Origin of the sequence: Staphylococcus sp. GDY8P45P, assembly GCF_017892745.1 — a bacterium.
GTDB lineage: Bacteria > Bacillota > Bacilli > Staphylococcales > Staphylococcaceae > Staphylococcus > Staphylococcus cohnii.
Window position 1 is genome coordinate 110,177 of sequence record NZ_JAESLS010000009.1, and the last position, 13,941, is coordinate 124,117.

Annotated in this window: 16 protein-coding genes; 12 read left to right on the plus strand and 4 right to left on the minus strand. The window is 32.6% G+C overall.

What is annotated here, in order from left to right; genetic code table 11:
• Window positions 1-95: 95 nt before the first annotated feature.
• The 8 genes from hxlA (at window position 96) to KA873_RS10400 (ending at window position 7,359) form a co-directional block, all read left to right on the plus strand.
• Entirely contained in the window at window positions 96-728 is a 633-nt protein-coding gene (gene hxlA / locus KA873_RS10365; protein WP_107386569.1) for a 3-hexulose-6-phosphate synthase, read from the plus strand.
• Window position 729: 1 nt separating this feature from the next.
• The gene (hxlB, locus tag KA873_RS10370; RefSeq protein WP_107386570.1) at window positions 730-1,278 is read left to right on the plus strand and encodes a 6-phospho-3-hexuloisomerase; all 549 of its coding nucleotides are present in this window, start codon (window positions 730-732) and stop codon (window positions 1,276-1,278) included.
• A gap of 627 nt (window positions 1,279-1,905) precedes the next feature.
• On the plus strand, window positions 1,906-3,264 hold the full coding sequence (locus tag KA873_RS10375) for an AMP-binding protein (RefSeq protein ID WP_210140321.1): 1,359 nt from the start codon (window positions 1,906-1,908) through the stop codon (window positions 3,262-3,264).
• Window positions 3,265-4,407: a thiolase family protein gene (locus tag KA873_RS10380; RefSeq protein WP_107386572.1), complete on the plus strand. Its 1,143-nt coding sequence runs from the start codon at window positions 3,265-3,267 to the stop codon at window positions 4,405-4,407. It abuts the gene before it with no gap.
• Window positions 4,379-4,741 carry a hypothetical protein gene (locus KA873_RS10385; protein ID WP_181187657.1) on the plus strand — a complete coding sequence of 121 codons (363 nt, stop codon included), beginning with the start codon at window positions 4,379-4,381 and terminating at the stop codon, window positions 4,739-4,741. Before KA873_RS10380 ends, KA873_RS10385 begins: the two co-directional genes overlap by 29 nt.
• A gap of 1 nt (window position 4,742) precedes the next feature.
• Window positions 4,743-5,006 carry a hypothetical protein gene (locus tag KA873_RS10390; RefSeq protein WP_210140323.1) on the plus strand — a complete coding sequence of 88 codons (264 nt, stop codon included), beginning with the start codon at window positions 4,743-4,745 and terminating at the stop codon, window positions 5,004-5,006.
• Window positions 5,007-5,196: 190 nt separating this feature from the next.
• Window positions 5,197-6,609, plus strand: a complete 1,413-nt coding sequence (locus KA873_RS10395) for an MFS transporter (protein ID WP_107504840.1) — start codon at window positions 5,197-5,199, stop codon at window positions 6,607-6,609.
• 309 nt (window positions 6,610-6,918) lie between these two features.
• Window positions 6,919-7,359 carry an ASCH domain-containing protein gene (locus tag KA873_RS10400; protein WP_107505207.1) on the plus strand — a complete coding sequence of 147 codons (441 nt, stop codon included), beginning with the start codon at window positions 6,919-6,921 and terminating at the stop codon, window positions 7,357-7,359.
• A 247-nt stretch (window positions 7,360-7,606) separates the two neighbouring features.
• Here the strand turns inward: KA873_RS10400 and vraX are convergent, their stop codons facing one another.
• Window positions 7,607-7,777 (minus strand): C1q-binding complement inhibitor VraX, encoded by a 171-nt coding sequence (gene vraX, locus KA873_RS10405; protein ID WP_157947957.1) that lies wholly within the window; start codon window positions 7,775-7,777, stop codon window positions 7,607-7,609.
• Window positions 7,778-8,056: 279 nt separating this feature from the next.
• Window positions 8,057-8,887 (minus strand): bifunctional hydroxymethylpyrimidine kinase/phosphomethylpyrimidine kinase, encoded by an 831-nt coding sequence (thiD, locus tag KA873_RS10410; protein WP_119537813.1) that lies wholly within the window; start codon window positions 8,885-8,887, stop codon window positions 8,057-8,059.
• A gap of 255 nt (window positions 8,888-9,142) precedes the next feature.
• Between thiD and KA873_RS10415 the strand changes: the two genes are divergently transcribed.
• The 4 genes from KA873_RS10415 to KA873_RS10430 all read left to right on the plus strand — a co-directional run bounded on the left by KA873_RS10415 (window position 9,143) and on the right by KA873_RS10430 (window position 12,123).
• Window positions 9,143-9,799: a uracil-DNA glycosylase gene (locus KA873_RS10415; RefSeq protein ID WP_107386430.1), complete on the plus strand. Its 657-nt coding sequence runs from the start codon at window positions 9,143-9,145 to the stop codon at window positions 9,797-9,799.
• A 5-nt stretch (window positions 9,800-9,804) separates the two neighbouring features.
• On the plus strand, window positions 9,805-10,182 hold the full coding sequence (locus tag KA873_RS10420) for a DUF5327 family protein (protein ID WP_119537812.1): 378 nt from the start codon (window positions 9,805-9,807) through the stop codon (window positions 10,180-10,182).
• A gap of 24 nt (window positions 10,183-10,206) precedes the next feature.
• Window positions 10,207-10,569, plus strand: a complete 363-nt coding sequence (locus tag KA873_RS10425) for a DUF423 domain-containing protein (RefSeq protein ID WP_046207271.1) — start codon at window positions 10,207-10,209, stop codon at window positions 10,567-10,569.
• A 63-nt stretch (window positions 10,570-10,632) separates the two neighbouring features.
• Entirely contained in the window at window positions 10,633-12,123 is a 1,491-nt protein-coding gene (locus KA873_RS10430) for an APC family permease (RefSeq protein WP_107383636.1), read from the plus strand.
• Between the two features lie 202 nt (window positions 12,124-12,325).
• Here the strand turns inward: KA873_RS10430 and KA873_RS10435 are convergent, their stop codons facing one another.
• On the minus strand, window positions 12,326-12,778 hold the full coding sequence (locus tag KA873_RS10435) for a threonine/serine exporter family protein (protein ID WP_107383637.1): 453 nt from the start codon (window positions 12,776-12,778) through the stop codon (window positions 12,326-12,328).
• 11 nt (window positions 12,779-12,789) lie between these two features.
• Window positions 12,790-13,557: a threonine/serine exporter family protein gene (locus tag KA873_RS10440; protein ID WP_394862813.1), complete on the minus strand. Its 768-nt coding sequence runs from the start codon at window positions 13,555-13,557 to the stop codon at window positions 12,790-12,792.
• Window positions 13,558-13,941 lie beyond the last annotated feature (384 nt).

Consider the following 13,941-nt stretch of genomic DNA (forward strand, 5'->3'; position numbering starts at 1 on the left):
TTGTAAGGGTAAATAGTTTATGCGTAAGTTTTTAAATAAAGTAAGTTAGGTCATGATTTCCATGCCTATCATTAAATCAAGAAGGGATGATCATTTTGGAATTACAACTAGCAATTGATTTATTAAATAAAGAGGAAGCGGCAGAACTTGCAAATAAAGTTAAAGACTATGTTGATATTGTAGAGATTGGTACACCTATTGTGATAAATGAAGGTTTACCGGCTGTACAACATTTAGATAATAATATAGATGGTGTGAAAGTACTTGCAGATTTAAAAATTATGGATGCAGCAGATTATGAAGTAAGCCAAGCTGTTAAATTTGGTGCAGATGTAGTAACAATTTTAGGTGTCGCAGAAGATGCTTCTATTAAAGCTGCAGTAGACGAAGCACATAAAAATAATAAAGAATTACTTGTAGATATGATTGCAGTACAAGACTTACAAAAACGTGCTAAAGAATTAGACGAATTAGGTGCAGATTATATCGCTGTTCATACTGGTTATGATTTACAAGCAGAAGGTGAATCTCCATTAGAAAGTTTAAGACAAGTTAAATCAGTAATTAACCAATCTAAAGTTGCTGTAATTGGTGGTATTAAACCAGATACAATTAAAGAAGTCGTAGCTGAGGAACCTGATTTAGTTGTAGTTGGCGGTGGTATTGCTAACGCGGATGATCCAGTTGAAGCAGCAAAACAATGTAGAGACGCGATTGAAGGTAGATAAGATGAGTGAAATTACAAATTATCGTTTGATTTTAGACGAGTTAGATCATACGTTATCTCATGTTAAAGATAGTGAAACACAAGCTTTTTTATCACAAGTGACTAAAGCAAATCATGTTTTTGTAGCGGGTAAAGGACGTTCTGGATTTGTAGCAAATAGTTTTGCTATGCGCTTAAATCAACTTGGAAAATTTGCTTATGTTGTTGGTGAATCAACAACACCTTCAATTACTGAAGATGATTTATTTATTGTCATTTCAGGTTCAGGTTCAACGGAACATTTGAGATTATTAGTTGAAAAAGCAAAATCTGTCGATGCAGAAGTCGTGTTATTATCAACGAATCCGAATTCGGCAATTGGTGCATTGGCTAATACGGTTATAGAACTTCCTGCAGGTACAAAATATGATGCAGAAGGATCCGCACAACCTTTAGGTAGTTTGTTTGAACAAGCAGCGCAAGTCTTTTTAGATAGTCTAGTATTAGATTTAATGAACGAACTTAAAGTCGATGAAGAAACGATGCAAAGTAATCATGCTAATTTAGAATAGTGTATTACAATAAAATATATAGTCGTTGAGTATGTTATATGTTAAAAAATGCATCTCATTCTCATAAAAAGAGAGCTAATTCCAAATGGATTAGCTCTCTTTTTTACGGTTGAAATTTTGCGATTTTAGCCGTGCATGTTTATCAGGGCGTATGATTTACAAAATTCGAGTTGTTGTTGCTCACTTGTAAATTTCTGACTATTGTAAGAAATTTATGTCCGTTTGTCGAATAGATGATAAGTTTTAATGGAATGAAGTAGTGGTTTAAGTGGAATAAATACTGCTGGATTCTTATGAAAAGTGAATTTATACTAAAATTTTGTATCAATAGTGATGAAATTTAAAGTTTATCAATGTAAATACTAACGATATTATTAATCAAAATAAAAATATTCAGTATACAAATTTGTTTAATAATAAATATATTAAATCATATTAAAAATGGGACGATTTACCACGAATCGCTCATTTTTTTGTTTTTTTAAGGAATTGGAATTCAAAATTGCTCAATTTAAATTAAAAAAATGGGATGTTTATGGCATTAGAAACCAAATGTTTTCATTACGTTATTCTATACTTTAAATGTTAATATATTTTGTATGAAAGTTAACAAAGGGGGGCTGGAATTTGAATATTTTAGAAGAAATAGAAAATTACGCAAAGCAACAACCGCATCAAGTTGCTTTGAGCTTTGATAAACAAGATTTAACCTATAGTGAATTAATCAAAGAATTGAACATAAAAAGTGGCTTGTTTTCTAATATACCTAAGCATAGTTTTGTAGGAGTGGTAACACGACATCCACAAAAGACAATGATTTTATATTTAGCATTGTTAAAAAATGAATGTGTACCGTGTATTTTCGATGATAGATGGTCGAGCGCACAAACCTTTAATTTAGTCGAAAAATATGGTGTTCAATATCTAATAGAAGAAGATGATTTAAGTATACATAATGTGGCCAAAAAGGATAAATTCAAGAACGATGGGGATTTGCTGCATATCGCTTTTACATCTGGAACAACAGGTTTACCTAAAGCATATTATAGAGGAGCATTATCTTGGATTAAGTCCTTTTCAAAAAATGATCAATTATTTGACAGGACCATAAATACAATCGTGGCTCCAGGTCCGATGTCACATTCTTTGTCATTATATGCATGCATTTATGCTTTGTATACAGGTAGAACATTTATAGGACAGCAATATTTTGATGCAAAGTGTTTAATGCAAACAATCCAACACTATAAAGTAAACACAGCGTGCTTTATGGTGCCAACAATGATACAAGCTTGTGTTTCAACTCAAATTTTAATAGAAGGAAAGCATTATATTTTAAGTACTGGAGATAAACTTGCCCTGCACGTTCGTCAACGTATTCAACAATATTTTCCCGAAAGTGATTTGATTGAATTCTTCGGGACATCAGAGGCTAGCTTTATTAGTTATAACTTCAATAATAGTGCGCCACCAGATTCTGTTGGTAAATTGTTTCACAACGTGCACGTAAATATTGAACAGTCAGACGAATCAGGGATAGGTTTATTAAAAATACGAAGTGAAATGTCATTTAGTGGTTATGTCGATGAAGATGTCTGCGATGATACGTGGATTGAAACAGGGGATTTTGCTTCATGTGATGCGCAGGGACATTTATTTTTACATGGTAGAAAACATGACCGCATGATTATTGGTGGACGTAATGTTTATCCGTTCGAAATTGAACAGAATGCAAAATGTATTGATTTATTCAATGAAGTAGTCGTTATCAGTGAAAAACATTCTAGATTTGGAGAAATTGCCATATTACTTTATACAAGTGATCGTATAGTTAGTTATAACTATTTTAGAACGATAATGAAACATCATGTAGCACGTTACCAAATACCATCGAAATTAGTTAAAGTAAAACATATGATCTATACCTCGAGTGGAAAAATTGCGCGAGAACGTATGAAGCAATGCTATTTAAAAGGAGAATTATAAATGAATGAAGCGGTAATTGTAGCAGCAAAACGAACTGCATTTGGTAAATATGGTGGGAAATTACGCCATTTAGAACCTGAATTATTATTACAACCATTATTCAATTATTTTAAACATAACTATGCAGCAATAGTTAGTAATATAGATGACGTAATTTTAGGTAATGTTGTAGGAAATGGTGGTAATATTGCACGTAAAGCACTTTTAGAAGCTGGATTTAATCAACAAGTGCCAGGTGTGACGATTGATCGTCAATGCGGCTCAGGGTTAGAAGCTGTAAACCAAGCTTGTCGCATGATACAAGCAGGTGCTGGATCAATATATATCGCGGGTGGTGTGGAAAGTACAAGTAGAGCACCGTGGAAAATTAAACGACCGCAATCTGTATATGATACGCATTTACCAGAATTTTATGAAAGAGCCTCGTTTGCACCTGATGACCAAGATCCATCTATGATACAAGCAGCTGAAAATGTTGCTGAAAGATATGGTATATCAAGATTTGACCAAGATGAATTCGCATGGCACAGCCATCAAAAAACGCTTGATGCTTATCAACATCATAATATTACCCAAGAAATAACGCCATTGACGATTAAGGGAGAAATATTTGAACAAGATGAAAGTATTAAAACTAAATTAACGCAACAAACGTTAGGCCGATTAAAGCCATTATTACCAAATGGAAGCATCACTGCTGGCAATTGTTGTATGAAAAATGATGGTGCTGTATTACTACTTGTCATGGAAAAATCAGTTGCTCAAGCATATGGCATACAAAGTGGATTATCATTCATTGATCAAGTAACCGTAGGTGTAGATCCTAATATACTTGGCATTGGTCCTGTGCCTGCTATTGAAAAGGTATTAGCAAAACAGCAACTGTCTTTAAATGATGTCGATGCTGTAGAGTTAAATGAAGCATTTGCATCTCAAGTTTTAGCAAGTCAACAAGCATTAAACATACCAGCAGAGAAATTAAATATTTACGGTGGCGCTATAGCTACTGGACACCCTTATGGTGCAAGTGGTGCTGCACTTGTTACAAGGTTGTTTTATATGGAGCATAAGTATAGAACAATCGCAACCATGGGTATTGGAGGAGGTATGGGCAATGCCACATTATTTGAAAGGTGGACATGAACAACAAGAAATGGTATTCCATAAAAATGATGTAGAAGCTTATAATCAATTGTTTGAACAATCGAATAGCACTGATGTTTCTCCGCTTTATTGTGCGAGTCTATGGCCTGAATTTGAATTGTTCAAACCTTTTATTTCTAGTAATTTACTATTAAAGTCAACAGAAATTGAACAATATCATCCATTAAAAATTGATGTTATATATCAAGTACAATTAACATTGATTGAACAGAAAAAAATTCGTCAATTTATTAAATATAGCTTTGAAATGAAAATAAATAAAAATAGGACTAATTGTATATATATTATGCAAACGTTTTTAGAGAAGGTGTAAAATGATACAGATATTACCCAACGATGTAGAGCAATATTTGCGTCTTATCAAAGATGAAAATCCTTTGCATCGTCAGATTGTACCGGGACAAATGATTGTGCAACTTGCATTGATATACAATGAATTGAATTGGAAAAGTTATAAAATTAATTATGTTGAACCAGTTGATATATATGAATTTCTTCAATTTGATCTTGAAAGTAAACATAAATTAGTTGTGAAAAATAATCACAATAAAGTTAAAGTTACTATTTTGAAAAAATAGGTTGGTAATCAATGAAAATTGTCCGTAATTAGATAATGAATTTAAAAGAAAAATGAGTTTCTTCATATTTAAAATTAAATACATTTTTTGTATAAAAATTAAAAAACGAAAATTAAAAAATTTGAATCAGTTTGACATACACTCCGAACTCAGTATAATAAGTAAACATGTTAAGGGAGTGACTTAAATCGTGGATTATGAACAAGATTTTGATAAACGTAATATCAATAAGGTGAACCCTAGGACTGCGAAAAAAACTGTATTTGCAACCGGTATTGGTAATGCAATGGAATGGTTCGACTTTGGGCTTTATTCTTATTTAGCAGTTATATTAGGGCAAAACTTTTTTAGTTCGGTAGAAAATGACCAGCTGAAAACGATATTTACATTTGCAACATTTGCAATTGCATTTTTATTAAGACCAGTAGGTGGCATTATTTTTGGTATTATTGGTGATAAATTTGGAAGGAAAGTCGTTTTAACGACAACCATTATCATGATGGCATTTTCTACTTTGTTAATTGGTTTATTACCTACATACGATCAAATAGGTGTATGGGCGCCAATTTTACTATTATTAGGTAGAGTACTTCAAGGTTTTTCAACCGGTGGAGAGTATGCAGGCGCGATGGTTTATGTTGCTGAATCCTCACCAGATAAATCTAGAAATGGTCTAGGTTCAGGTTTGGAAATTGGTACATTATCAGGTTATATCGCTGCATCAGTAATCAGCGGCTTACTATTTTTCTTTTTAAATGAGGAACAAATGGCTACATGGGGATGGAGAATACCATTTATTTTGGGTCTATTCTTAGGCATATTTGGTTTTTATTTAAGAAGAAAATTAGAGGAATCACCAGTGTTTGAAAATGAAATAGCTACACAACCAAAACGAGATAACATCGGCTTTTTCACAATTGTTCGATATTATTACAAAGATATTATTGTATGTTTTGTAGCTGTAGCATTCTTTAATTGTACGAATTATATGGTGACTTCATATATGCCATCTTATTTACAACAAATAATTAAATTAGATAGCACAACGGTTTCTGTACTTATAACGATTGTCATGGCAGTAATGATTCCATTGGCATTAATGTTTGGTAGAGTTGCAGATCGTATCGGAGAGAAAAAAGTCTTTTTAATAGGGCTTTGTGGTACAGCTATCTTTAGTACAGTGGCATTTGCGTTATTCCAATCAGGCTCGTTGGTTTTAATAGTTGTGGGTATATTTACGTTAGGATTTTTCTTATCTACTTATGAAGCGACGATGCCAGGTTCGTTACCAACGATGTTTTATACACATATCCGTTATAGAACATTAGCAGTAACATTCAATGTGTCAGTATCATTATTTGGTGGCACAACACCGTTAATTGCATCTACATTAGTTGCTAAAACAGGAGATCCACTTTCACCGGCTTATTACTTAGCAGCAATGAGTGTCATAGGAATTATTGTTATTTCATTGTTACATGTAAGTACAGCAGGTAAATCACTGAAAGGTTCATATCCAAATGTTCAAAGTGATGAAGAATATGAATATTATACAAAAAATCCTGATAAAGCTTTATGGTGGGCAGACGACAAACGCGTATAAACGGTATGGCATACAAATCACTATCAAAATAAAATGTATGAATACTTATCAATACTAATATTTAACAAAAGTAATTTAAAAACTAGGTTATTCATTCCCTATAGAATTGGGAAATGGGTGCCTAGTTTTTTCGTGAATTTTATTATTATAATAAGTAATTATATATGATTTACAATAGTGTTGATATTTTCATTTTCGTTAATGATCTCGTTTTTTTAGAAGAATAACACGCGAAAGCAAGAAGTCATACAATTTATTTATGTTATGTTTAAGAAGAAAAAACAAAATACATAGTTTGGAGGAAGAACGATGACAGTAGAACAATATTGGGAAAAATTTGTACAATTGTGCCCATCTTATAAGAGTAAAACATATGAAGCATGGTCGTTTGGTGTAGATGAGGATGAATTAGCAGATCTAGTGAAACAAGGTGAAAAAACGGCTACGACAAGTGGTTATGAAACTTATCAAGTAGATCGTGAACCACTACCTCAAGTGGGAGATGTGAGCGTGATTTTAAATAAAAAAGGGGAGCCACAATGTGTGATAGAAACAACACGCGTCTATCAAACACCGTTTAATGCGGTCACTGAACATCACGCTTATTTAGAAGGTGAAGGCGATAAGTCACTCGCTTACTGGCGTAAAGCACATATTGATTTCTTTGAACCTTATTATACATCTCTAGGATTGGCATTTAACGAATCGATTATTGTAGTGTGTGAAGAATTTAAAGTTTTATATAAATAAGTAAAGTGGTACATAAGTTAGGGGTGCTTCGAGTGTGCTCTCCAAGCAAACAAAGGGGACAATCTTTGCCTAACTATGTACCACTTAGGGTGAGTGTTTATAAGGGATGTGTTACACCATGTATATATAATGGGACAGTTACATATACATGGAACATATTTCTAAAGGGGAATTCTTTGTTCTGTTTCTTCTAATTTTAGTCTTGGAACTTACGTTTCTGTTTTTTCATCGATGTATTGAAGTGTGGCTAATAACTTAGATTTAAGTTATCGACATCACTTTCAAGTAGAGAGAGTAACGTATATAATTCATTCTTGCTGAAATTTTCATCGCATTTAACAGAAATCGTTTTGAATGTCTTGGTGATAATTTCATAGATTGGGTTACCATTCTCAAAAGATTGTTCGTAGATAATCATGATGTCATACCTCCTTGTCTCTCTACACTTATTATAATAATAGATATGCTAGAAAATAACATGGGCCTGTAGTATCAAATTTGAATCAGACTAATGTCTGATATATTTTGAGTTTGAAAAATTTGAAGTTACTAATTAAATATGGAGATGTTTTATTTGTTCAAAATAGACGCATAAGGTTTGAGTTAAGGATTGTTAATCAATACAATATTATATAATAAAAAAGAAATCTGAAGCATTATTCGTTATGAATATGTTTCAGATTTCTTTTTTTATGATTTATACTTCAGTTACTTCAACATCTATATGTTCAATACGATTGTAAGCACCGTGATCTACAGGACCAACGAAGTCGTTCATTTTCCAGCCATTTTTAATTGCAGATGCAACAAATGCTTTGGCAGCAATTACGGCTTCTTTTGGAGATTTACCATTTGCTAAATATGCAGTAGTTGCTGCAGCAAATGTACAACCAGCACCGTGATTATAACTTTGCTGGAACATGTCAGTAGTTAATTGGTAGAAGTTATTTCCATCATAGTATAAGTCATAAGATTTATCTTGATCTAATGCTTTACCGCCTTTAATAATAACGTGCTTAGCACCTTGTTGGTGAATAATTTCAGCTGCTTTTTTCATATCGTCTATTGATTTTAAAGTGCCGAGGTTTGCAAGTTGACCAGCTTCAAATAAATTTGGTGTTACGACTGTAGCTTTTGGTAACAAATATTCAATCATTGCATCAGTATTGCCAGGATTTAAAACTTCGTTTTCTCCTTTACATACCATTACTGGATCAACCACAAAGTAATTCGCACCTGATTCTACGTATGCTTCGCCGGCACGTTTAATAATTTCTTGTGTCCCTAGCATGCCTGTTTTCACTGCATCTGGACCGATTGATATTGCTGTTTCTAATTGTTTTTCAAATACATCGAATGGAATTGGTGTAACATCATGAGACCAAGATGCTTTATCCATTGTTACAATAGATGTTAATGCAACAATGCCGTATGTTCCTAACTCTTGGAATGTTTTTAAGTCTGCCTGCATGCCTGCACCAGCACTTGTATCTGAACCGGCAATGGTTAATGTTTTTTTCAATGCCATGAATTTTCACTCCTATATATTCTTTTGTATATATCATACCACGTTTGTCGACTATTCTAAATAATGACGTTTACAATGTAATAAGGTTACAATAATGAATAAATCATTATATCGTTTTGATTCTATTACTGATACATATTAAAATGAAATTAAATATATTCATTATAATTGTGTTTATGATTAAGCTAACACTACTAAATCTCTCAAGCGAGAAAGTAGCGCTTTATGTTACTATATTAATCGAGGTGAACGTGTATGGAATGGTCTGATGTTTTTCATAAAATAACTACGGAGCATGATTTTACTGAAATGCATAATTTTTTAGAAAATGAATATACGACAAAGGTAATCTATCCAGATAGGGAAAACATTTATCAAGCTTTTGATTTAACACCTTTTGAAAAAGTGAAAGTTGTTATCTTGGGACAAGATCCTTATCATGGACCAAATCAAGCACATGGTTTAGCATTTTCTGTGCAACCGAATGCTAAGTTTCCGCCTTCATTAAGAAATATGTATAAAGAACTTGAAGACGATATCGGTTGTGTAAGAAAATCACCACATTTACAAGATTGGGCAAGAGAAGGTGTTTTATTGTTAAATACTGTTTTGACAGTACGACAAGGAGAAGCTCATTCTCACAGAGATATAGGGTGGGAAACTTTTACTGATGAAGTGATTAAAACAGTTTCCGAAAATTTGAGTAATGTTGTATTTATTTTGTGGGGTAAACCCGCACAACAAAAAATGAAACTGATTGACACATCTAAACATCACGTTATTAAATCACCACATCCAAGTCCATTATCTGCATATCGCGGGTTCTTTGGTTCAAAACCGTATTCCTTAACAAATGCATATTTACAAAAAAATGGTATTGAACCTATAAATTGGTGTGAAAGTGGGTTATAAAATAAATGGAAAAAGAGAAAATTATTCAACTTATTGAACAAGAATTAGTTCAAGCAGATGAAGCTAAGAATGATGCAGAGTTTGAAAAGCATATTTATGCCATTCATACACTAACGTCATTAGTAAATAGTTCAAATGATAAACAGCATTTTAAAGATAATACGTATTCAGTGTCTACCTCATTCAAATCATCACAAAATGTAAAACACACTACAGCTAGTGAGAAACAAGGTATCTCTCCTGAAGAAATTCAAGCAATGGGAGGGAAAATACCTGCTTCTTCGGCAAAATATACAAATACAAATACTAATACTTCGCTAAATTCTAATAAATTAGTAACAGACGATGAAATTGGTAATGGAGATTCGATTTTTGATTTTTAATTTAAGAAAGAGAGGTTTATTTTTATGAAATTATTTATTATTCTCGGTGCTTTAAATGCTTTAATGGCTGTAGGTACTGGCGCATTTGGCGCACATGGTCTGGAAGGTAAGTTATCGGATAAATATTTATCTGTATGGGAAAAAGCAACCACTTATCAAATGTATCACGGGCTTGGGTTACTATTAATTGGAATTATAAGTGGTACAACGTCAATTAATGTGAATTGGGCAGGATGGCTTTTATTCTTAGGCATTGTATTTTTCAGTGGTTCGCTTTATATCTTAGCATTAACACAAATTCGTATACTTGGTGCAATTACACCAATCGGAGGTATTTTATTTATTATAGGTTGGTTAATGTTAGTGATTGGTACGATTAAATTATAATTTTATAATTGTTATAGAATTCATCTTATGGGTATAATACATCTCATGAGGTGAATTTTATTTATGGGAAAAAATGATAGGAAAGTAGATAGAGGAGATTTAAAACAAAACTTATCTGAGAAATTTGTTTGGGCAATTGCCTATGGTTCGTGTATCGGTTGGGGCGCATTTATTTTACCAGGTGATTGGATTGGTCAATCTGGACCTATTCCAGCAGCTATTGGTATTGTAATTGGCGCATTGTTAATGATTTTAATTGCGGTAAGCTACGGCGCGCTTGTTGAACGGTTCCCAGTTTCTGGTGGGGCTTTCGCGTTTAGCTTTTTAGGTTTTGGCAGATACGTAAGTTTTTTCTCATCTTGGTTTTTAACTTTTGGTTATATATGTGTAGTGGCTTTAAACGCAACTGCATTTAGTTTATTAATTAAATTTTTATTACCTGATGTTTTAGAAACAGGTAAACTATATACCATCGCAGGATGGGATGTTTATATTACTGAAATATTAATTGCATCATTGTTATTGATTGTATTTATGTTTATAGCTATTAAAGGTACGAGTGTTTCAGGCTCGCTACAATTTTATTTCTGTGTGGCAATGGTCATTACAATCTTATTGCTATTTTTCGGTTCGTTCTTTGGTAGTAATTTCTCATTAGAAAATTTACAACCATTAGCGAACAAAGAAAAAGGTTGGCTTACATCAATTGTAATGATAGTTGCAGTAGCACCGTGGGCTTATGTAGGTTTTGACAACATTCCACAAACTGCAGAAGAATTTGATTTTGCTCCAAATAAAACTTTTAAACTTATTGTATATAGTTTATTAGCAGCAGCATTTACGTATGTGCTAATGATTTTGTATACAGGTTGGCTAAGTAGTTCAGAGACTGATTTAAACGGTCAATTATGGTTAACAGGTGCTGTTACAAGTGGTGCATTTGGCTATATAGGTTTGGCAATTTTAGCGATTGCTATTATCATGGGCATATTTACTGGTTTAAACGGATTTTTAATGAGTTCAAGTCGTCTATTGTTCTCAATGGGACGCTCAGGTATTATGCCTTCAGTATTTAGTAAATTGCACAATAAATATAAAACACCGTATGTAGCAATCATATTCCTTGTAGCTATCACATTGATTGCACCTTGGTTAGGTCGTACGGCATTGACATGGATTGTTGATATGTCATCTACGGGTGTTTCGATAGCATACTTTATTACATGTTTATCAGCAGCTCGTTTATTTAGTTATGACAAAACAAGTAACACATACGGTCCGGTATATAAAACATTTGCGATTATAGGTACAATAGTATCGTTTGTTTTCTTATTACTATTATTAATTCCTGCTTCACCAGCTGGATTATCAACGCCATCATATATTGCATTGTTTGGTTGGTTAATTATAGGATTAGTCTTTTTCGTAATTCGTTATCCTAAATTAAAACAAATGGATAATGATAAATTAAGTAAATTGATATTAAATCGTTCGGAAGATGAAGTCGTGAACCTTATTAATGAAAATAAAGTGCCGAACGAAACGCATAAATAGATGACAGTCGTTAATTATTTATGAGATAAACATATAAATAATTAGATATGGAATTCTTACAATATTTTGAGTATGAAAAAACTCCTATCAATAGCAACGGATTTTAACTGCATATTGATAGGAGTTTTTAAAATAAAATTATCATGTCTTATACAAAAAATCTGAGGTCTTTAATGAGCCTCAGATTTTTTATGTTCAATTATTAAATGTGCTTTTTGCTAAATTTTGTACCGGAAACGATGAGTTTAGATATTTGATCAGCAAATAATAAACCTAAAGCGATTGCGCCTGCAATTAGCGTTACTTCTAGCATCGTGTTAATCGCTTTACTAAAGTCTAACAAAATAAGATTTTTCGTAGCGTCAAAGGCTAAACCTCCAGGTACCAAAGGTATAATACCTGGCACCATAAATAGAATAACTGGTTCTTTTTTAAAGCGAGCCATTATATGACTAAGTAAACCCAATGCTAAACTTCCAAAGAAGCTTGAATAAATGGTGTGAAGTTGGAAACCATCATAAAATAATGTATAGACCATCCAACCACACGCACCAACAATTCCAACAGCATTATATAAATATTTTGGAACATCAAATATAATACCGAAGAATAGTGAAGCGGTATAACTAAATATTAAATTTAAAATCCAAAACATAAGCATTGCTCCTAAGAAATAATAAGTATTGTACCGACACCTGCCCCGATGCCAAAGGCAGTTACTAATGCTTCTAATGATTTAGTTGTAAACATTAACATGTGGCCACTGAATAAATCTTGAATAGCATTCGTGATTAAAACACCTGGTACAATTGGCATCACTGCTGAAATAATAATTGTGGAAATAGAACCACCCTGTATAAGCGTATTGCCCAATACTGCCACTGCACCAATAACGAGTGCACCCATAAATTCAGGAATGAATTTAGTGTGTAAATTTCTATTTAAAAGTTCTACAACGAGGTAACCTAAAGCGCCTGCAACGAGTGCAGTGAATACATCAACTAAGTAACCACCTTGTAAATATAGAAAACTGATAGAGATAATCGCAGCGGCAATAAATTTAAAAAATAGATCGTGATTAATGCTTTGTTCATGATATATTTTTTGTAATTCTTGATATGCATCTTCAACTGAGAGCGTGCCATCGGAAAGTTGTCTAGAAACACGGTTGGTTCTTGATATACGATGTAGATTGGTGTCTCTTGTTCTTATTCTATAAATTCTTGGATAAGATTCATTATGTAACATAAAATTAATGACTGTATTCGTAACAAAACTATTACTTTCTGTATAACCTAATGTGAAAGCAATACGAGTCATTGTATCTTCTACACGAGACCCTTCTGCCCCAGATTCAAGTAAAATTCTGCCAGCTAGAATTATGACATCTTTTGCTATTTTTTCTTCATAATTTTCTGAGTATTGAACATTTATTGTCATCTAATCACCAATTATATTTTATTTAACTAAACCATTCGTAACTGTATTTTCATGGGATATATTTAGTAAGTTAATATTTTTTATTGTAACATTTTATTCAAATAATATGTTGGGTAAAAAAAAGGATATTGTATTTTAAAAAATTGAGTTTTATACAACTTTAGTAATGCAAATATGTTTCAAATATTTCAAATAGGTTAAAATAGTATTAGTTGACTGTTACAAAATATTGAGTAGCGACAATGTTTAACAGTTAACCCTTAAATTAAGTAGTGATTAAAGTTCTCCCAAACACACTACATTCAGACAGGCACACTTGGAATAAAATAAGTGTGCCTTTTAGTCGCTCTGCTTTCTACGAAGTAGAAAGTTAGAGCG